The organism is Zhongshania sp. R06B22, assembly GCF_040892595.1.
Taxonomy (GTDB): Bacteria; Pseudomonadota; Gammaproteobacteria; order Pseudomonadales; family Spongiibacteraceae; genus Spongiibacter; species Spongiibacter arctica.
Map to the genome: position 1 here is coordinate 197,720 of NZ_JBFRYB010000002.1, position 26,525 is coordinate 224,244.

Annotated in this window: 23 protein-coding genes; 8 read left to right on the forward strand and 15 right to left on the reverse strand. The window is 49.4% G+C overall.

The window, feature by feature from the left end:
• Positions 1-380 precede the first annotated feature (380 nt).
• Entirely contained in the window at positions 381-1,613 is a 1,233-nt protein-coding gene (locus AB4875_RS16750; RefSeq protein ID WP_368377260.1) for a sensor histidine kinase, read from the forward strand.
• A gap of 54 nt (positions 1,614-1,667) precedes the next feature.
• On the opposite strand, the gene AB4875_RS16755 is transcribed toward AB4875_RS16750, so the two are convergent.
• From AB4875_RS16755 to AB4875_RS16765, 3 genes are all read right to left on the reverse strand, one after another.
• Complete coding sequence (locus tag AB4875_RS16755; protein ID WP_368377261.1) at positions 1,668-1,928, reverse strand: anti-sigma factor family protein; 261 nt, start codon at positions 1,926-1,928, stop codon at positions 1,668-1,670.
• Positions 1,922-2,536, reverse strand: coding sequence for a sigma-70 family RNA polymerase sigma factor (locus AB4875_RS16760; RefSeq protein WP_368377262.1), 615 nt, complete (start codon positions 2,534-2,536; stop codon positions 1,922-1,924). The genes AB4875_RS16755 and AB4875_RS16760 overlap by 7 nt, the downstream gene beginning before the upstream one ends.
• 91 nt (positions 2,537-2,627) lie before the next feature.
• Positions 2,628-3,239, reverse strand: a complete 612-nt coding sequence (locus AB4875_RS16765) for an HvfX family Cu-binding RiPP maturation protein (RefSeq protein ID WP_368377263.1) — start codon at positions 3,237-3,239, stop codon at positions 2,628-2,630.
• Between the two features lie 227 nt (positions 3,240-3,466).
• On the opposite strand from AB4875_RS16765, the gene AB4875_RS16770 reads away from it, so the two are divergent.
• Positions 3,467-3,799, forward strand: a complete 333-nt coding sequence (locus tag AB4875_RS16770; protein WP_368377264.1) for an HvfA family oxazolone/thioamide-modified RiPP metallophore — start codon at positions 3,467-3,469, stop codon at positions 3,797-3,799.
• Positions 3,800-3,978: 179 nt separating this feature from the next.
• On the forward strand, positions 3,979-4,863 hold the full coding sequence (locus AB4875_RS16775) for a DMT family transporter (protein WP_368377265.1): 885 nt from the start codon (positions 3,979-3,981) through the stop codon (positions 4,861-4,863).
• Positions 4,864-4,882: 19 nt separating this feature from the next.
• Here the strand turns inward: AB4875_RS16775 and AB4875_RS16780 are convergent, their stop codons facing one another.
• From AB4875_RS16780 to AB4875_RS16830, 11 genes are all read right to left on the reverse strand, one after another.
• On the reverse strand, positions 4,883-6,595 hold the full coding sequence (locus AB4875_RS16780) for a BatD family protein (protein WP_368377266.1): 1,713 nt from the start codon (positions 6,593-6,595) through the stop codon (positions 4,883-4,885).
• A 37-nt stretch (positions 6,596-6,632) separates the two neighbouring features.
• On the reverse strand, positions 6,633-8,672 hold the full coding sequence (locus tag AB4875_RS16785; RefSeq protein ID WP_368377267.1) for a VWA domain-containing protein: 2,040 nt from the start codon (positions 8,670-8,672) through the stop codon (positions 6,633-6,635).
• Positions 8,669-9,703: a VWA domain-containing protein gene (locus AB4875_RS16790; RefSeq protein WP_368377268.1), complete on the reverse strand. Its 1,035-nt coding sequence runs from the start codon at positions 9,701-9,703 to the stop codon at positions 8,669-8,671. The genes AB4875_RS16785 and AB4875_RS16790 overlap by 4 nt, the downstream gene beginning before the upstream one ends.
• A complete protein-coding gene (locus AB4875_RS16795) occupies positions 9,696-10,211 on the reverse strand; it encodes a DUF4381 domain-containing protein (protein WP_368377269.1) in 516 nt (171 codons plus the stop codon). The genes AB4875_RS16790 and AB4875_RS16795 overlap by 8 nt, the downstream gene beginning before the upstream one ends.
• Complete coding sequence (locus tag AB4875_RS16800) at positions 10,208-11,158, reverse strand: DUF58 domain-containing protein (RefSeq protein ID WP_368377270.1); 951 nt, start codon at positions 11,156-11,158, stop codon at positions 10,208-10,210. The genes AB4875_RS16795 and AB4875_RS16800 overlap by 4 nt, the downstream gene beginning before the upstream one ends.
• Positions 11,155-12,111: an AAA family ATPase gene (locus AB4875_RS16805; RefSeq protein WP_368377271.1), complete on the reverse strand. Its 957-nt coding sequence runs from the start codon at positions 12,109-12,111 to the stop codon at positions 11,155-11,157. The genes AB4875_RS16800 and AB4875_RS16805 overlap by 4 nt, the downstream gene beginning before the upstream one ends.
• Positions 12,112-12,263: 152 nt before the next feature.
• Positions 12,264-13,697, reverse strand: coding sequence for a wax ester/triacylglycerol synthase family O-acyltransferase (locus AB4875_RS16810; protein ID WP_368377272.1), 1,434 nt, complete (start codon positions 13,695-13,697; stop codon positions 12,264-12,266).
• 703 nt (positions 13,698-14,400) lie between these two features.
• Positions 14,401-14,844: an FAD synthase family protein gene (locus AB4875_RS16815; RefSeq protein WP_368377273.1), complete on the reverse strand. Its 444-nt coding sequence runs from the start codon at positions 14,842-14,844 to the stop codon at positions 14,401-14,403.
• Positions 14,845-14,916: 72 nt separating this feature from the next.
• Complete coding sequence (locus AB4875_RS16820; protein WP_368377274.1) at positions 14,917-15,567, reverse strand: CDP-alcohol phosphatidyltransferase family protein; 651 nt, start codon at positions 15,565-15,567, stop codon at positions 14,917-14,919.
• A gap of 611 nt (positions 15,568-16,178) precedes the next feature.
• Positions 16,179-16,952 carry a 3-hydroxybutyrate dehydrogenase gene (locus AB4875_RS16825; protein ID WP_368377275.1) on the reverse strand — a complete coding sequence of 258 codons (774 nt, stop codon included), beginning with the start codon at positions 16,950-16,952 and terminating at the stop codon, positions 16,179-16,181.
• Positions 16,953-16,983: 31 nt separating this feature from the next.
• Positions 16,984-17,628 carry a TetR/AcrR family transcriptional regulator gene (locus AB4875_RS16830; RefSeq protein WP_368377276.1) on the reverse strand — a complete coding sequence of 215 codons (645 nt, stop codon included), beginning with the start codon at positions 17,626-17,628 and terminating at the stop codon, positions 16,984-16,986.
• A gap of 167 nt (positions 17,629-17,795) precedes the next feature.
• Between AB4875_RS16830 and AB4875_RS16835 the strand changes: the two genes are divergently transcribed.
• From AB4875_RS16835 to AB4875_RS16855, 5 genes are all read left to right on the forward strand, one after another.
• Positions 17,796-19,232 carry a sodium:solute symporter family transporter gene (locus AB4875_RS16835; protein WP_368377277.1) on the forward strand — a complete coding sequence of 479 codons (1,437 nt, stop codon included), beginning with the start codon at positions 17,796-17,798 and terminating at the stop codon, positions 19,230-19,232.
• Positions 19,233-19,362: 130 nt separating this feature from the next.
• Positions 19,363-21,669 (forward strand): TonB-dependent receptor, encoded by a 2,307-nt coding sequence (locus AB4875_RS16840; protein ID WP_368377278.1) that lies wholly within the window; start codon positions 19,363-19,365, stop codon positions 21,667-21,669.
• A gap of 119 nt (positions 21,670-21,788) precedes the next feature.
• On the forward strand, positions 21,789-22,646 hold the full coding sequence (locus AB4875_RS16845; protein WP_368377279.1) for an alpha/beta fold hydrolase: 858 nt from the start codon (positions 21,789-21,791) through the stop codon (positions 22,644-22,646).
• A gap of 242 nt (positions 22,647-22,888) precedes the next feature.
• A complete protein-coding gene (locus AB4875_RS16850; RefSeq protein WP_368377280.1) occupies positions 22,889-24,841 on the forward strand; it encodes an acetoacetate--CoA ligase in 1,953 nt (650 codons plus the stop codon).
• 15 nt (positions 24,842-24,856) lie between these two features.
• Positions 24,857-25,129 carry an L-histidine N(alpha)-methyltransferase gene (locus tag AB4875_RS16855; RefSeq protein ID WP_368377364.1) on the forward strand — a complete coding sequence of 91 codons (273 nt, stop codon included), beginning with the start codon at positions 24,857-24,859 and terminating at the stop codon, positions 25,127-25,129.
• A 117-nt stretch (positions 25,130-25,246) separates the two neighbouring features.
• Here AB4875_RS16855 and AB4875_RS16860 read toward each other — a convergent pair whose 3' ends face one another.
• A complete protein-coding gene (locus tag AB4875_RS16860) occupies positions 25,247-26,272 on the reverse strand; it encodes an NADP-dependent oxidoreductase (protein WP_368377281.1) in 1,026 nt (341 codons plus the stop codon).
• Between the last annotated feature and the right edge of the window lie 253 nt (positions 26,273-26,525).

Genomic DNA, 26,525 nt, shown 5'->3' on the forward strand with positions numbered 1-26,525 from the left:
TATTATGTTAGGAAAAGTAGTGCCTGGCAGAGTGCAATGTGCCGCCTATAGGGGTGTTTAACTCATTGTTTTTCAATGTTTTTTTGATATAAAAACCAACTATCTTTATTTTGCTATGCCTTAGTTAGTACGTCCGCTTGAGTTTATTTGAGTGCCGGCAGCTCGGCGTGCGCTGGATAAATGGGAAGTGCAGAGGTAATCTGCCCTTGCTTGCTCGAGAAGGTGGTTTCTTGCGCTCTTCTAGGTGGAATACACAGTATTGTCGGCGAGTGAGACTTGCTATAAAGACCAGTCGTGTTACGTGTGTCTGTGCGCACACACCCATATTGAACCTGCCTGTTGGCGGTTTAGATAAAGCACCCAGCGGATGGATTGTTGAAATGTCTGATTTTACGAATTTTTTGCTCGGCCCAGAAATGCCGCCGCATGGTCATTGTTATCTGTGGAATGATGATTTGGTGTTTTTGCATGTGGCTAGCGACACATTAATTACTATTTCTTATTTCACCATCCCGATTGCCCTGGTGTATCTGGTGCGCAAGCGCGATGATTTGAAATTCAATTTTATGTTCGTGATGTTTGCGGTGTTTATTTTTGCCTGCGGAACAACACACCTTATCAATATATTTAACGTTTGGTATGGCGCGTATTGGCTTAGCGGGATTGTTAAGTTGATCACGGCAATTGCCTCGGTCGGCACCGCAATTGCCGTGTGGCCATTAATCCCTAAAGCCTTGGCAATTCCTAGTAATCAAAAATTATTGGATTTGAACCAGCAGTTGCGAGACGAGGTGGCTGATAACGTCAAGCAGCGGGCTGAGGTGGAACGTTTGTCCCGCGACTTGCGGCAGCTTGTTGACGAGCGAACCCAAGAGCTTGCGGAAACGCGGGTAATTAAAGCACAGCTAGAGCAGAATCAAGTGTCACTTGAAAATTCTAACGCGGCCTTAGAGCAATATGCCATGTTAACGGCGCGAGATATTAAAGAGCCATTGCGCTCGATCACGGTATTTGGCGAGCTATTGTCAGAACGCCTGACTGATCGTTTGGCGGAAGATGAGGCCAAGTGGTTGGCAATGATGGTGGCGTCGGCAAAACGCACCGCGTCGATGATTGATGATTTACATGAGTATTCGATATTACAAACCCACGGCGATGCAGAGGCATCGTCATTGGATGATGCGCTGGAGCAAGCGCTGTCTGCGAATGCTGCTGAGCTGAAAAAATACAATGTGCTAGTACAGCGCGAAGCCCTCGATACCGTCAGGATACCGAAGGCCCTGTTAGCAAAGCTGATGTCGAATATATTGCATAACGCAATTAAGTTTAGTCGAGATCAGGATGCGCCGGCGATTAAAATTGGTCGGCTAGCTGACGCGGGCAGCGGAGAGGCCGGCTTCTATATTCGCGATAATGGCATTGGTATTGCTCGGCAGTACAGTAGCCGCATTTTTGGAGTATTTGAGCGTTTGCACACTGAACTAGAATACGAGGGTAATGGTATTGGTTTAGCGATATGTAAGCGCATTGTCGACGAATATGAAGGTCGAATTATGCTGGTGAGCGAAGAGGGCTCAGGCGCTGAGTTCAGAGTATATCTGCCAGCGGCCTAGGTCTATTAGCTGTGTTCGAGCTGCGGTCAACGACCGCAGTCAGCAAAACTTAGCTTACTGGTTTCCCGGCTCATTTTCGCTTGTCGGTACTTGAATGATACGTGTATATATTTTGTCAGTGACCGTTGGATCGCTGCGCCACAGTTGCTCAGCAATTTTTGCTCCGGTTTGACGGCTGCGGTCAAGATGACGACTAAAGCGTCGGCAGTGATGACAAATCATTAGGTGAAAACCAATCTCAAGACGCTTCCAGCCAGTATGCTGGTGGTCGATATGGCCGCTGGCAAGATCGGTGAACTGCTTACAATTTAGCATTCTCCGGTCTCCTGATAGTGGTTGATGATTTTCATAAGTTGCAATCGCGCACGGTGCAGAATTACCCTAACATTTGCCTCAGTAAGCGAAAGTAACTCGGCTATTTCTTCTAAATTACTTTGCTCAACGTCCCGCAGTAAAAATACCGCTTTTTGATTTTCAGGCAATACCGTTAAGGTATGTTCGATGCAGAGCCGTAATTGGTCCTCCTGCAGCATAAGCTCGGGTGTATTTATATCCCAATGCGATGGTGGGTTTGCCCAATGGCCTTTATCATCAAAACTACTTGGGTCGACCTCCGGCCGCACTTCGTCAATGTCGCCAAAGCTAATGTGGCGCTTTTCTTTGCGCAATCTGGATTTGGCTTCGTTGCTCACTATCTGAATCATCCACGTAGACAAGCTAGAGCGGCCTTCAAATTTGGCGATCGCCTTGTAGATTGAACTCCATGCTTCCTGAGTAACATCCTCGGCAAACACGTCACCAGCAATCGCTCTCGCCACTATCAGCAGCCTAGGGTGATAGCTGCTGATAAGGTATTTAAAGGCATTGTTGTCGCCGGCTTTAAGGCGGCTGAGAAGCTCATGGTCGTCGACGGACAAAGACACGGGCAAGTCCAAATTAAGATTAAGTCGCTAGTGTCTCTGATCCTCATGCCCGCAGGCAACTACTCACTGAATTACGGGATAAATTTGTGACTTACTTGGCTGTTAGCAATGCCCTGCCTAGCCAGTAATCGGCACTGACATAACGGCCGCCGCCCATGACGATCAAGGCCAATAGCATAACTAAGTAGGTGACTGAAAACTCAATACCATTATTTAGCACCACAATATTGCCGCTGGACGTCAGCCAGTCATAATTGCCATGGGTTTCAAGTAGCGAGCGAGCGGCCGCAAGTTTGTCGACGGAGTCGGCCACGCGCTCGTTGGCAAAGGGTGCGCTGGCGTCGGCAATGGCTTGCCAGCCATTACTCCAATGCACCGTGGTGGCTGCGACAATCATGGTCACGGCCAAGGGAACGGAGATCCAGCGAGTCCCAAAGCCTACTAGCAATAATGCCGCGCCACCCACTTCCGCGGCGGTAGCTAAAAAGGCCATCACATAGGGAAAGGGAAGCCCAAGGCCCCAATCGCTGTTGCCAAACCATGCCACCGTATCAGAGAAATGCAGCATTTTACTGCTGCCGGCCATCCAGAATACTGGCACTAGGTACAGCCTTAGTGCCAGTGAAGGTAGGCCCTCGAAGGGTATTAGCAGTCGGCCAATAGCGGCGTGTAAGTCTCTGATTTTATTGAAAACATCTATCATGGGGCTTGCTCCGTATAAAAAAGGGGCGCATTACCGTTGCTTGCTAGCGGTAAGCAGTGGAGGTTCATGCTTGTAAGACGTGGGGCCACGGAGCTTGTTACAAATATCCAACAATAAATTTATTTTTCGTGGGGTGTAACAGTGTGTAGTCGCGTTTGTCTTATGGCTAGCATCGTAGCGATGCGACCATTTAATTCTTTTAATTTAAATTCTAAGGTGATGACACAATGAAAAATACAGCGATGACGGCTTTCGGTGCGGCCATATTAGCGTCTTCAATGGCGGCCTCTGTGGCTGTTGCAGATACCAACCCTTTTGCAGCCAAGGTAATGAGCAGTGGTTATCAGTTAGCTGATTACGGAAAAGATGCTGAAGGCAAATGTGGCGAAGCGAAGTGCGGTGCTGAGAAGAAAGCAGCTGAAGCAAAATGTGGTGAAGCCAAATGCGGCGCTGAAAAGAAAGTCTCTGAAGGCAAATGTGGCGAAGCAAAATGCGGCGCTGAAAAGAAAGCTTCTGAAGGCAAATGTGGCGAAGCAAAATGCGGTGCTGACAAGAAGTAATCCTTAGTTTTTCTCAAATCCCACCCCTTCGCGATAGCCCAGGGGTGGGGATTTCCCCCCTAGCATTCTTCAAATCCCGGCTATTTACTGGCCAATGTCTGTGCGGCTCATTATAGTGTGACGGCGCTCTAGCTACGATCGCGGTAGCTCGACGTTTAATCATGATAAGAGACCTTGTTTTGCCTTTAACTCTTGAAAAAAAGCAATTACTGACCGGATTGGCGCTGTCTTTGGTGACTGTGTTTTTTTCCAGTACGGTTGCCGCCGTAGGTAAGCATACTTCTCAGGAAGTCCACGTCTCTGCCATTGTGTTGGTGCAGTATGGTATTAGTTTTCTGTTCGCCCTGCCCATGGTGTTGCGCGCGGGTCGCTCAGGTTTAGCTACGTTGCGTCCCGGCCTGCATCTCATCAGAGGGCTCAGCGGCTGCGCGTGTTTTTATTTGTTCTATCTCGCCCTTAATAAAATATCCCTAGTCGAAGCAACATTATTGCGTTCTTCGGCGCCTTTGATGGTGCCTCTGGTAATCTATCTTTGGTATAGCCAAGGTGTTCGCAAGGAAACCTGGCCGCCGCTGGTGGTTGGATTTCTGGGCGTGATACTGGTGCTTAAGCCGGGCTTTGCCGGTCTAAGTTTATGGCATTTGCTGGCTTTGCTGTCTGGCCTCGGTTTGGCCGTGTCTATGGTTAGTACCCGTGCTCTGGCGCAACACGAACCGCAGAATAGAATTTTATTTTATTACTTTAGTATTTCCCTTCTTGTTAGCCTACCGTTCTTCCTTTGGCACTATCAGCCCATTCCCATCTCGGCCTGGCCCGGTTTGCTATATATGGGCGTGGCGATCTATCTGAGTTTTGTCATGTATACCATGGCGTATCGCTATGTCTCGGCGGCGGTGCTAGCACCGATTAGTTATTTTGGGGTGGTATTTAGTGGTCTGCTGGACTGGTTAATTTGGGATCATATCCCGGATATGCTAACTCTGACGGGTATCGCCTTTGTGGTGATGGGCGGAGTCTTAGTTGTTAGGCACAAACAGCTTCCAGCACCGAGTTCACCGGGCTAGCGCTGGCTGCTTGCGCCGATTAGCGCTGGTATAAGGGCGCTAGTGCGGCCTGTGGGTCTTGCTTGGTCCTGGCAGCTTTGCGTTCTTCCTTGAGTGTGGCGAGTATGGCATTGGCGTCGATGCTGATGTCCTGACCAGAGAATAAATGCGCATCTAGTTGTTGGCAGAAGTCGCTGATCTTAGGTATCGCTTCGCCCAAGGCATTCAGGGTCATTGTGCGCTTAAAATAGCATTCTCCCCAATGTATCAAGGCATTGCGTAATTGGCGGTGATCGATCTCCGCTTTGATGCTTTTTTCCAATAGTTTAAACGCCTTGCTCTCACTATTATTACTGTCTTCTGATGACGCTATCGCCATAGGAGGGCGCTGTCGGCCGCGCCACCACGCAAATGCAAAACCAATATTGCTGAGTAGTAATGCCGCAATAACTAGCCAAATAAGCGGCTTGCTGGCTGGTGGCGCAATATCACTAAGGGTGTTGTTATCTAAATTCGCAGTCCCATTCTCTGAAGGCAAATCCATAGTGATAGTCTGGCTGCCATCACTATTTTCACCACTGGCAATGGCGGGAGCAACGATAAACTTGCGTTCGGCAAGGACGGCGAACTCGGCTCTGTTGCTGTCGGTATTCCACCATGCAATACGCACTTCAGGGAGCACAAACTCGCCAGCGCGGGTGGGGATAATCGCCAGAGATTCACTGCGAATACCTGTCCACTTTGATTTGTCTTCGCCTTTTTCAATCTTGGCTTGATCTGGGTAGAGCTTGGCATTCTTTAAATCAATGCTCGGCAGTGTGGGGAGTTGCGAACCCAAAAGACCGTCGGCTTTGATGTTGATTGTACGTGTTATGGAATCGCCGACTTTAAGGGTGTCCTGGTTTTTACTCCAGGCCTCTTCCAGCGCTATTTCTCTGGCGGGTAGCCATACCGAGCCGGTAAATTCTGCCGGGGGTGGAGACACTTTTACGCGATGCGAACCACTGCGTTTCACCACTAATCTGCCGGGGTCGAGCATGGAAGGGCGATAGCCTTCAACGCGGGCTTGCAGGGTAAGTGCTGGAATAGTGAGTGTGCCACTGATTTGCGGGTAGATAGCGTAGCGCCGCTCAATGACTTGAAAATAGCGACCGTTAATCAGGGTTTGATAGCGATCTTCGCCGCGGGCTTCGATAACTGCATTGTCAACCTCGGGGGCCTCCAAGGAGGCATCGAGAATATTCACGGAGGTAAATATTTTTACCGTGTACTGCAGCTCTTGTTGCACATAGGCATCGCGCGGGGTGATATCGGATTCTAAATAAATGCTTTCGTTGCCAGCTTGCCGTGCGTCGGTAGCTTCGCTTACGGTAATGGTTATGGGGCGGGTAGTGTATTTACCCATCGGCAGAGCGGGAATAGTGAGTGTGCCTTCACGCTTAGCAACTAGGGTGTAATCCCATTGGCGGCTGCTGTTCACTTTGCCGTTGATGATATTGGTGCGACTACTTTGTTGACGATTAATAATATGGAAGTCTTTTTCCAGCGCGGTCACGTCGGGTTCGCCGGAAAACAAAATACTGTCTGCGGTCAGCGACAAGCTAAAGGTCTCTTCGCTTGAAACCTGATTTCGGTCAACGCTGGCGCGAACATTGGTGTCAGCGTGGGCGGTGCTTATCTGGCAAAGTAATAAAGCCAATATAGCCAATATTGTGGTGTAGTGTGTGAATACACTATGAGTTTTGTTTAGCATAATAGCGTTCCTGGGACGTATGCGATGTGCGCTCAGATTAATAGGGTGCATAGTCGTCGTTGTTACCTTGTTGTTCACCGCGCTGCTGGCGATCCAAATGTTGGTAGCGGAATTTATTGCGCAGCAGGTTTCCTGGGTTGTCGGGAATATTGCGCAGCCACTGTTCTCGGGCTTGCTCTTCTTCACTAAGTGGTTCGTCGCTGGCAATAGCCGCAGCCGCTTGGTCAGCTGGCTTATCCTCGGCCCCTTCAGCTTGCTTAGCGGCCAGCGCTTTTTGGACTGCATCGTTTTGCTCTGCGGCTTGGCGAGCATAATCTTCCGCTAATTTTGCATCGCGCTGCTCAGCTGCCTCGCGTTCGGCTTGCGACTGCTCGTTTTGTTGTTCGTTATTATCTTGTTCACTCTGATCTTGCTCAGTGTCGTTTTGTTCAGATTGACCCTGCTGTTCGTCACTCTGTTGCTTATCACTCGCAGGAGCGTCTGACTCCCGCTCAGAGTCTGCGGGGTCTTGGCTTTGTGATTTGTCTTGTGAGTCGTCTTGCGGTGATGACGGTTGCTGATCTTCAGAGCTTTGCGATTGCTCGCCAGAGTCGGAATTTTTAGAATTTTGATTCTGCTGATCCTGATTTTTGTCGCCTTGCGAATCTTGTTTATTGTCTTGGGACTGTCCGTCTTGAGATTGCTCTTGGTTTTTATTTTCCTTCATATCTTCAATGATTTTTTTATTACTTTTTGCATCACTTAGGGAAGGATCTATCTCCAGTGCGGACTGGTAGGCGGCGATGGCATCGTCAAGTTTACCTGCTTTGGCCAGTGCGTTGCCGCGATTATAGTGGGCGTCGGCGGTATCAAATTGAGCGTAACTCTCTGCCGCAGTGGCGAAGTCACCAGCGCGATATTGTGCGCTGGCTTTCCACATCGGGTCTTCAAACTTGTCAGCCGCAGCTTGAGGGTCTGAGTCTAGCAGTGCGGCAGCTTGTTGATCTGGTGTTTGCCAAAGATCTTTAAACTCAAAGGCGTTGGCCTTGCTAGGTAGTGTGACAAGCAGAGCAGGCAGTAGCAGTGGTACCAGACCCGCTAACCAGCTTTTTCGAAAACCTAGCAGGGCGAATGGGAGCAGTAGTAACACCAGCCACGGTCCGGCGTCTTTCCATTGGTCGTAATTGCGCTCAGCGCGTGATTCCGACTCTTTGTCATTCACGCTTGAGATGGTGTCGACAGACAGCGCGTTTATATCGCTATCGTCCAGGCTCAGCTCTCGGTATACACCGCCGCCGGCAGCGGCAAGGGTTTGCAGCTCATCTACGGTGAGCGCTGGAACAATAATATTGCCATTATTGTCTCGCGCAAAGCCGCCGCCAGGCAAGGGGATGGGCGCGCCGTCGGACGTCCCTACCGCGAGTACCGAAAGGGGGTAGTCGCTGTCGCTGATAAAGTCCCTTATGCCGCTAAGTTGCTGGGGGTTAACGCCGTCGCTGATGAGCAAAATACTGCCATTGCCACCGCTGCGATCCAGTAAGTCTTTGGCCAGGCTAATGCCGGCCAAGGGATTGCTACCTGTCATTGGCATCATGCTGGGGTTGAGACCAGGGATGAGCGTTAATAGGGTATTCACATCATCGGTGAGCGGCGCGACGATAAAGGCGTCGCCGGCAAATACCACTAAGCCGGTTTGACCGTCGCGGCGCAGATGCAGAATATCTCGTAATTTAAACCGCGCCTGACGCATGCGTGAGGGTTGAATATCTTCGGCGAGCATAGACGGTGATAAATCTAGCACCACCACCAAGCCCTCGGTATTTTTGTGTAGTGGCGAAGGGACTTTCTCCCATGCGGGACCCAGCAGTGCCAGCCACGCTAGTATCGCTGCGAGCAGCAAGATCAGCGCAGATCGCCGTGGTTTGCCGCTGGGTTTGCCGTCCAATAAATACGGTAGCAAGCTTGGGTCGATATGTTTCTGCCAGCTGCGCTGCTGAAAATGCTGACGGGCGAGCAGCAGGGCGCAAATGACCAGCGGGATGGCAGTCCACAGCAGCTCAGGGCGAATCCAATGTAATTCGAGGCCAGCAAAATTCATGTTGACGCCTCGTTTGATTTACCGCCGCCAGCGAAGGGCCAGTTGCGACTTAGTGCCAATAGCAGCATTAGCGCGCCAGCTAGGAGTAGCGGCCAGTGCAGCAGTGATTTTTCTGGGCGTAGCATTTCCTGTTCTTGTTCTACGGGCTCTAAAGCCGCAATGGCGTCGTAGGCAGCTTGTAACTCGGCAGGATTGCGCGCGCGAAAATACTCGCCACCGGTTTTATTGGCGATGGTTTGCAGGGTGTCTTCGTCGAGATCTGCTGATGGGTTAACCGTGCGCGCGCCAAAACTACTACCGAACATGCCGGGGATTTTCATTTCGGTGGCGCCAACACCAATAGTGTAAATTTTAATTTTTTCGGCGGCGGCAAGTTCGGCTGCTTTTAATGGCTTCAAGTTGCTGGCGGTGTCCGCACCGTCGGTTAGCAAGATTAAAACGCGGCTGTTTTCTGGTCTTTGGCGCAGGCGCTTTATGGCAAACCCGATGGCATCGCCAATGGCGGTTTGATTGCCGGCAAAACCCACTTGGGCCTCATTCATTAAGGTGCCTAGGGTGTCTAGATCAAATGACAGTGGCGATTGAATATAGGGGTTGGAGCCGAACAGAATGAGGCCTAATTTATCGCCTCGGCGCTGACGAACAAATTCGTTTACCACTGCTTTTACCACGGCAATACGCGGTAAATTCTGATCTTTAATGACCATGTCTTCCTGCTTCATTGAGCCAGAAATATCCACTGCCAGCATTAAATCCCGGCCTGTGGTGGGCATGGCGACGGGTTCGCCAATCCACGTGGGTCGGGCCGCACCCGCAAGCAGTGCCAGCCAAACTAGGCTTAGCAGAATAAGGTTGATATAACTGCCGCTGCGAATCGGGCCGCTGTGTTCGGCTCCTAGGCTGCGCAGCTGTGTAAAGAAAGGGACCCGCAGCGCCGCAGCGGTGTCTTGGCTTTGCGGTTTTGAAAGCCAGCGCACCAGCATTGGCAGGGGCGCGAGTAAAAATAGTAGTGGCCATTGAAACTCAAACATGACTGCTCCGGTGACGGCGTATCCACGTCTTGCTTTGGGCAATGAGCACGTCGCGAGCTAAGGGGGTGGCGGCAGGCTGGTAGGCTGTTGCGAACAATGTTTCTAAGATGCCGTCGCTAAACGCGGGCTTATCGCCGCAACTTTGGTATAAGAAATTAGTCCATTTATCGCCGCTGAGACCGGCTATATTGTCGTTAGAAAAACTGTGCAGCGAGACGCGCCGCAATAATTGATTTAGCTGTTGGGCAAATTCGGCGTCTTTTTCAATGGCCACGAGTTCGCTTAATTCGGTTAGTGCAGCTCGCCGAAAGGCGTGTTTGCGACGACGCTGCCGCAGCCATAAAAAGCCCGCTAGCATAACAATAAGCAACAAACCGAGTAGTAGCCACCAGCCGGGCGCCCAGGGGAAGGCCGCAATAGCTGGCGGCAAATGAATGTCGGCCAGCTGATCTAGCGGCGAATTTTGTCCCGATGCAGGCATCATTGGCACTTGGCTATTACTATTCATGCCTGCCCCATTCCGCGTTGCAGTAACTGAAAGAATCCGGCGTTGGTGGACAGTGCAATATGATGAATACCACCCCGTTTTAAGCTCGCTTGCAAGTGCTGGCGATTTTGCTGATGGCGATTTAGGAATTGTTCGCGCAGGGCATTCGTTAAGCTCATTTGCAGTCGTTCGCGGCCGTTACTCACCGGATAGTTGCCGTTGGCTGGCAGACTTTCTTCCATTGGGTCGCTGATTGAGATGGCGATCACATCGTTGTGGCGGGCTATTAAATGGAGCTGGCGTTCCGCTTCTTTTTCGTAGCCAGAAAAATCACTTAAGACATAAACGGTTGAGCCGGGACGGGTAATGCGCCGCAACTCTTCGAATGCGTTTGCCAGACTTTGGGCGCTGCCTATCTCTGATGCCTGAGTGATTTGGCTCAGCTCTTGGTTGTAGGTGGAAGCCGTGTGAATAAAATTCAGCACCGCGCGATGGCTGCGCTTAGGTCTCACTTCGCGATGATTTTCATCGGTAAAGACTAGGCCGCCGACTCGGTCATTATTCTCCAGTCCTGCCCAGGCAAGAGTGGCGGCGGCGTGGCAGGCCAGCACCGACTTAAAACAGTGGCGACTGCCAAAAAACATACTGGCTCGTTGATCTAGGCACAATACAACGGGGCGTTCTTTTTCTTCTTCGAAAATTTTGGTGTGGGCTTTGGCGGTACGAGCGGTCACCCGCCAATCGATATGACGAATTTCGTCACCACCTTGGTATTCGCGCACGTGGTGGAAGGCTAAGCCGCGGCCCTTAAAAGGCGAGGCGTGGTTGCCGCCTTGTTTCGCAAAATGGCGACGGCGCGGTCTTGCTTTTAGTTTTGTGGCTACAAAGCGAGTTTGGATCAGATCTTGCTGATCGACCACCGCACCTTTCACCGGCGCACTAACGTCGCTGCGCAGCGGACTGCTCATGCCACCGGCACCACCTGTAATAGGCGGTCGATAATATAATCTTTGCGAATACCATCGGCCTCAGCTTCAAAGCTTAGTATCAGGCGGTGGCGCAATACATCGTGGGCAACGGCTTGAACGTCATCGGGGCTGACATAGTCGCGATCATTGAGCCAAGCGTGGGCGCGAGCACAGCGATCCAGGGCGATGGTTGCGCGGGGGCTGGCTCCCACTTCTATCCAATTGGCGAGTTCGGCATCTAAGGCTTTGGGGTCGCGGCTAGCAACGACAAGTTGCACCATATATTCCTCAACCGACTCTGCCATGTGCAAATCTAATATCTGATTGCGGGCGGTGAATAGGACTTCTTGGCTTAGTGGCGCGGGGGTATCAATTTCGCCTCGAGCTTCGGCGCGCACCCGGCGAAGAATCTCTAATTCTGCCGCCGCATTGGGATAGGCGACATTGACGTGCATTAAAAAGCGGTCGAGCTGGGCTTCCGGCAGTGGATAGGTGCCCTCTTGCTCTAATGGGTTTTGCGTTGCCATGACCAAGAACAGGGGCGGTAGGGGCAGGGTATTGCTACCTACGCTGACTTGGCGTTCGGCCATGGCCTCTAATAAAGCGGACTGCACTTTCGCGGGAGCTCGGTTGATTTCATCGGCCAATACTAGATTGTGGAAGATTGGCCCAGGCTGAAATTCAAACGCGCCGGTTTCGGGGCGGTAAATATCACTGCCGGTCACATCGCCGGGGAGCAAGTCGGGGGTGAACTGAATACGCTGAAAACTGGCATCAATGCCGTCAGAGAGAGTTTTAATGGCCTTGGTTTTTGCCAAGCCGGGCGCACCTTCGACCAGTAAGTGTCCGTCTGCCAGCAGCGCAATAAGAAGGCGATCTACCAGACTTTGCTGACCAATAATTTGCGAAGTCAGCCAGTTACGTAACTGGCCAATCGATTGTTTTTCCGTCATTGGGGTGGTTCCCTTGCCGAGCGAGTGTCGTTGTCCGTTCCTGTGACACCAAAAATGGGGTTTTGCTCGCTTATTTCAAGGGCAAATTTAGTTTTGATAGCATTTAATGCCGCTTTAGCAAAAATTAAACGACTAAAGCCGGTCGCTGGATGTTACTCATTGCGTTCCGACTCGCGTGCAACCGCCTCATCCAGCGCTGCGTATGATTCCTCCAGGCAGCGCCGATACAAGTCTGGGTCTTCGAGTGCGCTGGGGCTACTCAGCACTGATAAAGTCATCACACCGTTATAGCTGGTGGCAACGTGAAACAAGCCTAAGTGATCGACAATCAGCCCAAGGCCGAGCATGTCGACCAGTTTGGCATCATTAAAATATAGCGGCACTGGTGGACCGGGTACATTGCTGACGATGGTGCAGGCTGGCATTGCCAGGCCGCCGGGCCAGTAGGCCAGTGCAGAGAGGGCTCGCAACGTAATCGACCCCAGACCATTGGGTATTTCACGTACCAGCGAGGTGATAGCGCTGCGACCAATGGTATTAGAAAAACCTTTGGCACTATTGGCCGCGTTGCGCACTGCCTGCAGGCGTTGAAGTGGGCATTCGATGTCGGTGCGCAGAGTGGCGATCATCATGCTGATAGCATTACCGGCTGCATTGCCGTCGTGACTGCGTATATTGACTGGAATCATTGATGCCAAGGGATTGTCCGGCAGACGATCTAGGGCAATCAGGTAGCGCCGTAAAGCGCCGCCGACAATACTGAGAATAACATGATTCACGGTGGTCTGTGGGTAGTGGCGGCGAATTTGACGCAGCCGGAAAAAATCAAAACGCAGCATTAAAATATTGCGCTCAGCATTAACGCGGCAATTGAATGGGGATCTTTGCCAGCTGATAGTGGGACTGTGATCACTGCGGGCTGCATTTGTCGCCTGTCTAAAAGAAGGAATAAGTTTACGTGCCTGCCACGCTAGGTTTAGCGGCTTGCGGAGGTTGTTGATGCAGGCTTGGCGGGCAAGCTGCCATTGCTTGGGTGGTACCTCCGCTCGCCAGCGGTCGATTGTTGTACGGGCCTCGTGTGGTGAAAAGGTATGCGCTTCTAAACTGTGTATCGCCGCCAATATTTCAGTGCCAGATACGCCGTCCATCGCTGCGTGATGGACTTTTATATATAAGCCAAATGTGCCTTTATCATAGGACTTTAAGCTGCCTAGGCCATGAATCACGTGGACTTCCCAGAGTGGCCGGTTCATATCCATGGGTAGCGCATGCAGGGTTGCGAGCAAGCCGGGCAAATCTCCTCGGTGGTCTTTAATCGAGTGACTAAAGATATGCTGATCTAGATCGAAGTGCTGATCTTCAATCCAATAGGGGTTGTCTAAGCCGTAGGCAACGGTGAACAGACGGCGTCTAAAAATAGGCGAGGCAGACAGCCGCTGCTTAAAACTTTGGCGTATTTCCTGCTGTAAAAAAAGCTTGTGCTTGCTGGTGCTGGGTTTGTATATCAGCAAGGCGCCGATATGCATTGGCGCATGTTGGCGTTCGTTAAGGGCAAAAAAAGCATCCAGTCCATCTAGCTGTTGCATAGTAATGTGTCCGTCATTTTAATGCTTATATGCAGTGACAATACTAAGTCTTGATTATAGCGCCGAGATGTTACCAAGCCATGGTCATCACGTGTGTGGAATGGGGTGTTGTCGTAGACCCAATAAGTAAAGCAGGCTAGCGTGACAAGGCGCCACCTTTCTTAAATGCACATCTAAGGGCGCATGCTAAGAATTATAGTTGAGGCTACAATATATTCTCTTTGCGCTAATATCCATGCTCATTATTAGCGCTGCGGGCCGCGGATATGCGTCTTAATGAGCAACACAAGGCGGTATACATAAAGGCATAGTCACACAGTCCCGCTACAAGGTCAGATATTAACGCTAGCACTGACCGATTTCATAGTCTCGGCGTTTTTCGCAAAGATGAAATTCTTATAAGGGTCGATGATAAAGATGTTTATTCGAACTTTTGGCTTCGGGGCTGATACCATCATGGCACTTTCGAGATTACTAAGAATTGCAGTGCATTAATAGCAAGCCATTCATTCATGCTGGTTTCAAGGCTACTTAAGGTGGACTTTGTGGTATTGAATAGCTGTGTCGCGGAGCCTCGTGCAAGTTCGCGAGTCGCGCTTCAAGTAGAAGCGCGGTTTTGCAGCATCGCTGGACTTCTTCTTGTTATTTTTATTTTGGCAGCGCGCATATTAATATCGGCAAGCTAGCCGGCTTCACAGTTGGCCTAGGCAACGGCCATTTTAAAATTTCTGATGTTGTAAGTTTGTTCCACAACGTTTTTCTTTATCGTGGTTGATGATGTGCGCGGATTATAACTTACTTGTTTGATCTGCTTGCCTGCTGATTTCAAATACGATTCTACTGCGAGATTGTGGGGTTTATTGCCCCAGTCTTCGCCAATAACAAAAATATCAGCATTCACTTCTTTACAGCCAGACACATACTCTAGTTCATCGTAGGCGATCACAATATCTACGCAACTTAAGGCTTTTAGCATTTCCATGCGTTGCTCTAGAGGAATCACAGGTACATTGGGTTTGTAAGAATTTACCACACGATCTGAAGCAACACCTACGGCGAGAGAGCCCCCTAGTGATTTACAGTACTGCAGTAAAGCAAGGTGACCTACATGCAACAAATCAAACGTACCTACGGTATATACAATCATGCGCTATTTAGTTCCTCGAAAAGATGAATAAAGAGCCGGTCATATCGGCTGTGCTGGTGTTTCTCAGTTTGACTACAAAAGCTTGCAGGCATAAATTCCGCTTATGCTAAGCGTGTAAAAACCGAGGAATACGACGTTTCGTGGTGTGCCGGAAAGTTTTGGGGTTTTTATTTGCGATACATTAAGCGCGGCCAGGATAAGTGCGCTGGAATAGAGAACAACTGAGAATGTCCCAACGGGTAGAACACTTTCTAATAGAAATATTGAAACCAGTGCGATGCTATTGTTGTCTAGCGCCAGACCGGTGTATTTTGATTCGTCAGATAGCCCAAAGGTGCTGAAGTAGCTTAAGCGTATCGCGCTAGCAGCGAGCATGATGAATGCGATGGGTAAAAATATTGGATTGAAAACGCCGTAACTAAGCACCAAAATGGCAGGCGTCACGCCGTAGCTCACAATGTCTATGACGACGTCGAGTTGAGCGCCAAACATGCGGTCGCTACCAGTGCGGCCTTTCATTCTTCTTGCGACTAGACCGTCTGCCCAGTCAAAGGCGACTGCCCAGATCATGCCAATCATGGCAGCGTAATAAACACCAGTAATACTGAAATAGATAGCTAATATGGTGCAAGCTAGGCCCGCAAGTGAACACAGATTAGGTAGATCTTTTACAAAAGAAATAATCGTTGGTCGATACTGAGCTTCTTCGTTGCTGATCGTCATGGCGCTCCTGAAAAATACCGATAAATTAAGGAAGCACTTACTTCGCGCAGGATAATATCGCGCAGTATTTCACTGCTAAGTAAGCAGAGTTACACTAAAAGTCTGGGTGTTCGCATAAAGCGTGGAAAAGCGAAAACTGCAGGTGCTATGAATCGATGCAATTTATATAGAAATAAATGCAATCGCAGTCAGGAGGAGAGGTGCGAGTAGCTCGCAAGCTCGACACCAGGAAAGTCGAACGACGAACTATACGCTTTATTTCCACGGACGGACAGGTTTTCTTGGTTTACTTGCGATATCGACGTTCCTGAAGCCGTGTATTTTCTCCATTACCACTATTTACAGAGGCCGCTTGATTTTCGACTAATTTAAGTTGTTAGACCTAAATGCTGTGTCTTGTGGATATATGTATTTGGAATTTTATTTTTATGGAAATCTGGTGATGAGCTAGCCCTGGGTTACTATTTCACTGGCAATCTCGTCAGCGTTTCTAATTGTAGGTGGTGCTTATTCTAAAAGGGTGTAGTCATGACTTCATCTTATTTGAATTGACAGCCTTGGCCCGAATATTGAGGCGGCGATACTATGTGGGGTAGCATTATTAGTGCAGATTATTTAATCGTCCAGCCGCCATCCAACACCATTTCCTGTCCCGTCATATTCCTGGCAGCATCACTAATTAAGTAATTCACGGCGCCGCTCAGCTCATCCATTTCGATAAAACTCCTTTTTGGCATGGGTTCCAGCATGATTTTGTTGATGACGTCTTCTTCTGAAATGCCGTGGACTTTTGCTTGGCTGGCGATCTGCTCTTCTACTAGTGGCGTTTTAACGTAGGAGGGGCAGAGGGTATTTATGGTTATATTCTGATCTGCGGTTTCCAGTGCCACTACCTTGGAAAAACCTAGCAAGCCGTGTTTGGCGGCGACATAGGCACTTTTATGTGGGGATGCCACCAAGGAGTGGATTGAGCCAATATTAATTATGCGGCCAAAATTGTGGCGACGCATAAGCGGTAGCAAAGCGCGAGTGAGCATCGCCGGTCCGATAAGTAAAACTTCGGTGAGTAATTTCCAGCGATCCACCGGAAAATCCTCAAGGCGAGCAACGTGCTGAATACCGGCATTGTTAATTAGAATGTCAGCATAACCGCCAGCATCCTCTAGGCTTGCTAGGGCATTGGCGATATCGATTTCGCTGCTAACATTAAGCTGAATGGCGTGAGCCTTTAAGCCTTGCTCGCGCAAATTTTCAGCGGCGTGCTCCACCTTCTCTAGTTGAGTATCACTAAACCATACGGTGTAGCCTTGCTGAGCTAAATTATTACCAATAGCCAGACCGATGCCGCTGGCGGCGCCAGTGACTAGCGCAGTTTTACTTCGCATTACTCACACCTTTAGTTATTGGTTTTAGATTCTATTTTTCGCAAACTGCCCTAAAGCCAGCGGACATGAATGGAATCATGCGCTGATACGCTGTTTCAAAATCTGAAGATTGGCATTTTCCACCCGACAGCCTATCTATTCGCCCGGTTTGTGCCAGTGTTAAGGCGAGCGCCCCTGACACGTAGTGGTAACACCAGTGCAGGTCTTCTACTTTGGCTTTGGGGAAAATTAATTTCAGCGCCTTGATAAATTCACTTACGTGTTTATCGAAATTATTTTCCATAAGGGTTTTACTCCACACCGGCGACGTCATGACATATGCCAATAGCGCCATATAATTTTTCCAACCAGGGTCGCCGCTTTCTTGCGCGAATTTTAAGGGCAGCAAAAACGCTTCTATAATTTGCTCCAGGGTCTGCGGTTCACCGCTGGGATCTTGCACGCTATTGCGCAGTACTTCGCGACGGGTATTGCCGAGTAACTCTGCGCGACGATTAAACACGGCGTAAAATAAATCTAGTTTCTTGCCGAAATGATAGCTGGCTAGCGCTACATCGACGTTGGCGCCAGTTGAGATCTGGCGCATTGTTACGCCGTCAAAACCATGTAAGGCAAATAGCTCTTCTGCAACATCCAGAATACGCTCACTTTTTAGCCCATTTTCTTTCTTATTCATTGTCATACCCTAAAATCTATTAACACTTAATTCTGCCATCCCCGGAAATAGCATAGAAGCAAGCTTTCGCTAGGAGGCAGATAAGTTAGCTTTAAAACGCGCTTGTTTTTTCAACAAGCGTTGAATATAGTGGCTTATCAATAATTAAAATACAAGGCAGATAGTACATGACATCGGCAGAAATCTTTAAATATATGCTCACTGGGGCTTATGTCATTCTAGTTTATTGGCTGTCTTGGATCGGTATGCGTCGTACCAAAGACATCAGTGGCTTCGCTATCGGCAATAAAGATATGAGCCCCTATCTTATCGGGATTACCCTTGCGGCCTCTATCGCGTCTACCGCCACCTTTGTTATCAATCCCGGTTTTGTCTATGTACATGGCCTTTCGGCCTATGTCCATTATGGGATCGCCGGTTCGGCGGGCATTCTAAGCGCATTTTTAATCTTGTCGCGCGGCTTCTTAAGACTGGGTGAAGAAAGTAAAGCCCTGACCATTCCGCAATGGATTTATCACCGCTACCACCATCGTGGCTTCAGTCTTTTCTTTGCGTTTATCAATCTATTGTCGATCAGTTTTGTGGTCTTAATCTTGGTAGGCTGCAGTTTATTGATGACGGGTATCTTTCCTATAGAGCAAAAAACCGCCCTAATTGTCATACTGGTGTTTGTGTTTTCCTATGTCTTAATGGGAGGCACCTATGCCCACGCTTATACCAATACCCTGCAAGGTATTATGATGCTGATTGTGACCTTGTTGCTGTTTGTGCAGGGTTTTCATTATTTCGATGGCGATATATTGCAGTCCTTAAACGATATTAGCCCTGGTTATGGCGCCGTTTTTAATCCCGATAGCAATCTATACTACGACTTCTTCTCAGTGTTTGGTGGCGGCTTTATCGTCACCTTCGCCCTAATGCTCCAGCCTCATATTTTAACCAAGGTACTGTATCTGCGTAACGAGGCAGATATCGGTAAATTTATTGCTACTACCGTGGTAGTAGGCACCTTCTTCACCCTCATTCTGATGGTCGGTTTTTACGCCCGTCTCGCCGGTTTAGATATTCCCGTTCAAGATACGGTGGTAAGAGAGTACTTGCTGCATGAGTTCAGCGGAAGCGCTCTTGGCGAGCTAACACTGACGTTTGTGTTTATCACTTTGCTAGCGGCAGGAATGAGCACCTTGGACGGTATTTTAGTGTCGCTATCGGCGATGGTGGTCAATGATATTGTGACACCCTTAAGTAAAACCAAAAATAACGGTCTCGCTTGGTCGCGTTGGACCTTGATTGGAGTGGGTCTTATCGGTCTGTTATTGGCCTGGAATCCGCCGCCACTGATTGGCTTGTTCGCACAGAAAGGGGTGTATGGTTTGGCCGCCGCGTCCTTGGTGCCGATGCTATTCGGGGTGTTAATCCGCAAGCCGCTGCCACTGGCGCTGATTGCCAGTGCCTCGTTTATTGCTCTGTTGGGTCACTTTTATCTCAATTTGTTTGGCGGTGTTGCCAACCCTGCAGTTTCTGCCAGTTACGCCATTATTGGCTCCTGCGTATACACCCTACTAGGAATGGTAGTGCTGAGATATTTTAATTCTAAAAAATAATTTCACTTGAAGGGTCTTGACTTTTCAACATGTGTTGAATAATCTCAAATCCAACTTCAACAAATGTTGAATTTAAAAGAAGTGACTCAGCACTGATAGCTAAATTTAAAAACTTAATACAAGGTGCCTTATGATAAATATAACAACCGATAAAAAACGACTCGCCATGCTAATTGCAATAAGTAGCGTTTCTGCATTGGGTCATAATCTCGCGTGGTCCCAGCAAGGTGCTGCAGTGGTTTTGGAGGAGGTACTGGTTACCGCCCAAAAACGTGAACAAAATCTCCAAGAGGTGCCGGTCTCTATCACCTCGTTTAATGCAGCCGAGCTGGAAAATAAGGGCATTACCAGTATTACCGAGCTAGAGAAAAGCGTACCCAACACCCAGTTCCGCGCCAGTCGTGCTACCAACTCTACCCTTACTGCATATATCCGCGGTGTCGGCCAGCAAGATCCGCTATGGGGTTTTGAGCCTGGTGTTGGCGTTTATGTCGATGATGTTTACTACGCCCGTCCGCAGGCGGCGGTTATGGATGTGTTCGACGTTGAGCGCATCGAAGTTTTGCGCGGTCCTCAGGGTACCCTGTATGGAAAAAACACCGTGGGCGGCGCCATTAAATATATCACCCGTAAAATGACCGGCGAAGCCGAGGCCAAAATTACCGTAGCAGCCGGTGCCTATGGTCAGCAAGATCTAAACATCGCCGGGCAATTTCCGGTGATCGAAAATGAGCTATATATCGGTGGTGCAATCGCTAGAATGGAACGCGATGGTTACGGCAAGGTAGACACCGGCTATAACATCAATAACGCTACTTTTAATAGTAGCGAAGAGAATTACAATAAGGATGTGTTAGTTGCACGGATTAGCGCCGAGTACAGTCCTGGCGATCGGCTATTTATTCGTCTTGCTGCTGACAGCACTGACGATGATTCCAATCAGCCCTGTGGCTCACAGTCAAGCCCGACAGCTCTGACTAATCCCTCGAATGGCCAGCCCTTTGTGATATCAAACAACCCCTTTGATGGCGCTTGCGGCACTAGCCACGTTTCGAATGTAGAAAACAGTGGCTTCTCGCTTACCGTGCAATATGATCTTAGCGAAACCACGACACTGAAATATATTTTTGCCAAGCGTGAAGGGGAAACGCAGCAATTTATAGATTTTGATGGCACACCGCTGGACGCCTTTGATGTCCCCGCAAAATATGCCGATGATCAAAAATCCCATGAATTGCAGCTTAACTACACCATAGATCGTCTCGCAGTTGTTGCCGGCCTGTACTATTTTACCGGTAACTCAGCGGGTGCATTTGACGTGGTGTTGAATGGCTTGGGCGGCACTCCCTATATGGATGGCGAGCATTTCGACTTGGCCATCGGTGGTGATGTCGACACCGAAAGCACCTCCGCATACGTTAATGCCAGTTACGAGCTTCTCGATAACTTAACGCTTACCGGTGGTTTGCGGCTAACTAAGGATGATAAAAATTCCAATATTCAGCGTTTCTCTTACAACACCACTAACTCCTTCCCCTATACGCAAAATCAGGGCACAGGATTTACGTTTGGTGATCCAAGTAACGACACCTTGCTGGCTGTCGCTACCGATATAAGTGATAGAGAAGCGAGCAATGACTGGAGCGAGCTCAGCCCCTCGGTCAAACTTGATTGGCAGATGAACGACGACATTATGTTGTATATCAGTTATGCCGAAGGCTTTAAGTCTGGTGGCTTTGATATGCGCGGCAATGCTGCTACCAACCCCAATGTCGCTCAAGGCTATGATCCTGAAATTGTTGAAACTATCGAGGCGGGTATAAAATCCCAGTTGTTGAATGATCGTCTGCGCCTCAACTTCACCATTTTTGATATGAATTACACCGATATGCAGCTGACCGTGCAAACGGCTCAACCGGCGCCGGTTTTCTTCTCCTCAGACGTGGTCAACGCCGGCACGGCTGAAATTCAAGGTGCCGAGCTGGAAGCCTTGCTGCAAGTCACCAGCGGTGTCAGCACCTCGCTGTCTATTGGTCATATGAATGCTGAGCTCACTAAGGTGCTATCAGGGGGCGTAGATGTCTCTGACAGCTGGGAAATGCTCAATGCGCCAGACTGGACCGGCCAAGTGGGGGTTAATTATGAACGGGATCTGGGTGACGCAGGCAGCTTGATGTTGAACACCGCCGCCTCTTACCGCGACTCTTCTAGAAACTTTAACAATGTAGTGTGTAGCTGCGACCAAGATCAGTCTTATACTTTATTGGACGCAAGCGCCAACTGGTATTCTGCTGACGAGCACTGGACTGTTAGTCTCTTTGTGAAAAATATTGAGGACAAAGAGTATAAAACCGGCGGCTACAACCTAGGTTCTGGCGAGCTGGCTTTCTACGGCCCACCAAGAACGTGGACTGCGAGCTTGGCCTATGCATTTTAATATTCCCGCTTTTAATATGCATTACTCCTAAGCAAAGTAGTGAGCCTTGGTGCTTAGCCATCAAGGCTCCTCACTCCACAAACCCGAAGCGTTCGCCGCACTTGACTGAGCCATAGCCAATGCAAAACTATAGCGACTACTGGTACCAAAGCAGCGATGGTTTGCGCCTTTATGCACGACAATACGGCAATGAAAGCGCCGACCGCACCATTATCTGTATTCCTGGGCTAACCCGAAATTCTGCCGACTTCGCCCCCTTATGTGAACACCTAGCGGATGGCTACCGGATATTTGCTGTTGATCTGCGTGGACGAGGAAGTTCTGATTACGACCCTCAGCCCGAAAACTATCACCCCGGTAGCTACGCGGCAGATATTATTTCTTTGCTCGATGACCTGGCACTGCCATCGGCCATTATCATTGGTACGTCTCTGGGTGGGCTGGTATCAATGGTGTTGGCGGCCACTGCCTTAGAGCGCATCAGCGCTGTAATTATGAATGACATCGGCCCAGAGGCAGATCAAACAGGCATAGACCGTATTAAAGCCTATGTCAGCAAGCCCAGCTCGGTGAGTAACTGGGCGGATGCCGTGGCCAAAACCAAGTTAATTCAAGGTCAAGAGTACCCAGAGTTTAGCGACCAAGACTGGATTAATTTTAGTAAAAACCTATACCGAGAAAACAGTGGCGGCCAGCCGGTCTTGGCCTATGACCCGGCTATTGCGCAGCTGTTGATCCAGCCCAGTGATCAGCCGGCACCGGATCTCTGGCCCTTATTCACCTTATTGAGCAACACCCCGATGCTGCTCTTGCGTGGCGAGCTATCCGATATTTTAAGTCCGCATTGCGTCAGTAGAATGTGTGAACTAAAACCGGATATCCAGTTTCTTGAAATAGCGAACTGCGGCCATGCTCCGCTGCTCAGCGAAGCCAGTGCGCTTCATGCGATAGATGACTTCCTCGCTAAGTTGGGCTGATTGTCAGCGTAGAAATGAGATGCCAGCGCGTCGCACGAACGGTTGTCGACAGCATAGGGGTTTTGTTTGCCAATAGGGTAAAGCTTGGTCTGCAAAGCCTTCGCTAGAGCGTTCTCACTACTAAGCGCGCAAACGACTCTTAGAATCTGGATCTGGTTAATCGATCCGGCCGTCGCTAATGCCTGGCTCTGCATTTCGCTTGGCTGTCGTCATTATTATAAAATATAAGAAGGGTAGGCCTTATGAGTAAACTATTGTGGACACCCTCGGTAGATCGCGTCACCAGCGCTAATATTACAGCGTTTCAAACCGTGTTGGAAAAAAGCTATGAGCAGACATTCAATAGCTACACTGAATTGCACCAATGGAGCGTTGCAGAGCCAGCAAAGTTCTGGCGCCAAGTTTGGGATTTTTGCGATATCCGCAGCAGTGTTCCCAGCGGTGAAGTGCTGGCAGTAGGCGAAAAATTCGCCGACGCGAAATGGTTCGCTGGCGCTAGGCTTAATTTTGCAGAAAACCTGCTCCGCCGCCGCGATGATAAAATTGCCATTGTCTCTTTACTAGAAAATGGCGAGCGGCGCACCCTAAGCTACGCAGAGCTTTATCAGCAAGTAGAGTATCTAGCCGCGGCTCTGCATGCCCACGGTGTGCGGCAAGGTGACCGCGTTGCGGCAATCATGCCGAACATTCCCGAGGCGGTAGTTGCCATGTTGGCCACCAGTAGTATCGGTGCTATCTGGTCGTCGTGCTCGCCAGACTTTGGTTTGCAGGGCGTACTTGATCGCTTTTCGCAAATTAAACCCAAGGTTTTATTCTGCGCTGACGGCTATTATTACAATGGTAAAACCATTAATTCTCTCCCTGTCTTACAAGCTATCTCCGCGCAGATACCCGAGTTAAAGAAAGTTGTGGTGGTGCCACTGATATCTGCCACACCTGACGTAAGTGGCATTTCACACTGCCAGCCCTACCCAGACTTCCTGCGCAGTGCGCCGCCACGCGAGCTAGAGTTTACGCAGCTGCCCTTCGATCACCCGTTGTATATTATGTTTTCATCGGGCACGACCGGTGTGCCCAAATGCATTGTTCATTGCGCCGGCGGTACCCTGTTGCAACATCTTAAAGAGCATCGTTTTCACGCCGACATTAAGCCTGAAGATGTGTTGTTCTATTACACCACCTGCGGCTGGATGATGTGGAACTGGTTGGTATCTGGCTTGGCCAGCGAGTGCACCGTCGTGCTTTATGACGGCTCGCCACTTGCGGGAAACAATACCTTATTGCTAGACGCCATCGACCGCGAAGAAATCAGCATATTTGGAGTGAGTGCACGCTATATCGCCGCGCTGCAGAAGTTCGGCATAACTCCCCGCAGTAGTCACCACTTGGCAAGTTTAAAAGCCATACTGTCTACCGGATCGCCCCTCAGCGACGAAAGCTTTCGCTACGTCTACCGCGATATTAAAACGGATGTCTGCCTGTCTTCGATTAGCGGTGGTACCGATATTATTTCATGTTTTGTTTTGGGTAATCCGGTGCTGCCGGTCTACAGTGGAGAGATTCAATGTCTTGGTCTGGGTATGGCTGTTGAAATATGGGATGAAGAGCGTGACGCGGTTTATATGCAGAAAGGCGAGTTAGTCTGTACTAGTCCCTTTCCCTGCTGTCCCATCGGATTCTGGAATGACGAAGATGGCGGCAAGTTTTACAAAGCCTACTTTGCGCAATTTCCTGGTGTCTGGGCACACAGTGACTACGCAGAGATTAGCGAACACGGTGGGGTGATCATCCACGGCCGCAGTGATGCGGTATTAAATCCAGGCGGTGTGCGGATAGGCACTGCGGAAATATATCGTCAGCTTGAGAAGATTGATGCGGTTGTCGACTCCGTCGTGGTAGGTCAAAGTTGGAAAGATGACGTAAGGGTGATTTTATTCGTCATTTTGAGACCGGGTATAGACATAAATGAGTCTCTTATCAAGGAGATTAAAACTACCATTCGCCACAACGCCACTCCACGTCATGTACCGGCCATGATTATTCAGGTAAAGGACATTCCCCGCACCGTCAGCGGCAAAACGGTAGAGTTAGCGGTTCGCGAGCTTATTCATGGCAGAGCGGTTAAGAACGCCGACGCCTTGGCGAATCCAGCGGCGCTTGGATACTTTAGGAATATTGCAGCGCTGCAGGAGTAGGGTGTTGATTTCCAGATAAATAAGTACCAACATTTCGGTGTTTACAATCCAGTACTTGGCGCTATGGAGAGCTATATTATTGCAACTGAGGAGCAAGATGTTTATGTTGCGGCGCTAGAGCGAGAGTTTCACTTCGATCCTTTTGAGTCCATCCATTTAGAATACTCTTTTAAGTTTCTTAGAAGCGATATCGATTTTCTTAGTAAAAATACTAACTTTGAGGTGATAAAGCATTTTTCAGATCCTCGAGATTATTTTATCGATTCGCTTTGGGAAGTGAAGAAGTAGCAGCCTGGCGATCTTTTAATCTACTACGTTTTTCGGCGCATGCTCCGGAGTCAGTTTTTAGACTGAGCAAGGGCTTGGCCGCAACAAGGCCGCTTCCCTCAGAGTAGGGGCTGTTCGCTATTTGGGCTCGGCAAGCTTGAGTAATTGCTTACCCTTGTTTTTTCCTGCAAAAAGTCGCACTAGCGTTGTCGGTATATTATCAAAGCCCTCTTGAATGTCTTCTTGAGTTTTTATTTTTCCCTCCATAAACCAGCTGCCAAATTCGGCATTAAACTCATCAATGCGGCTCAGATAGTCCAGCATGATAAAACCTTGCATGCGAATACGTCGGGCAATCAATAACATCAAGTTGCTCGGGCCTGGGCTGTGCTCGGTATCGTTGTATGCAGATATAGAACCACAAAGCACGATGCTGCTGTGCTCGGCCATGTGTTCTATCCCAGCTTCAAGGATGCTGCCTCCAACATTGTCGAAAAATACATTAATGCCAAGAGGTGCTAGCTCAGCGAGCTTTGCTGCTACATCTTCATTGCTGTAGTCGATTGTTTCATCTACACCGCATTCAGTTTTGAGCCAGGCACATTTGTCGGCGGCGCCCGCAATACCTATCACCTTGCAGCCCTTGAGTTTTGCGATTTGACAGACCACCGAACCGGTCGCCCCCGCAGCGCCGGATACCAATACGGTATCGCCAGCTTTGGGCTGCCCGACATCCAGAAGGCCGAAGTAGGCGGTCATGCTGGTGCCGCCAAACGCAGACAAAGCCATTGATGGCTCCGTGCCTTCGGGTAGGATATGTAGCTGCTCCGCGCTAGTGCTGTCGAGCAATATATACTCCTGCCAGCTAAGCAGTCCGGTAATGAGGCTACCCTTTGGGAAGCCAGGGTGGCCAGAGGCAATAACCTGCCCTACGCCTGAGGCGCGCATGGGCTCGCCGATACCGACTGGTGGAAGATAGCTCGGCTTGTCGTCCATCCAGCCGCGCATAGCGGGATCGAAGCTGAGATAAAGGGTTTTGATTAAAACCTCGCCAGCATCAATATTCGGCTGTGGACAATCGGACTCCCGATACTCGAAGGTATCCTGATCGACAAAACCTGAGGGGCGTTGTTTTAAAATCCACTGCCTATTTATTGTGCTCATATTGGTCTTGCCGCATGTTCTAAGGGTGGAAACACTAGCACAATGAAAATCCCAATAACATCACTCGCTTTTACCGAGCGCGACCGAGAGGCAGCGTGCTGTTGAGGAGATCTATCGTCGATTCAACAGAGAGAATTGAATAAATCGATCGTTTAGAAAGAGAGACTCCCTTGAGGTAGCCGATTCCTCATTTTCATTTTTAGTTTCACCTAAGCTGTCAAAGTCTTTATCATCATTTCAAAAATACAAAATA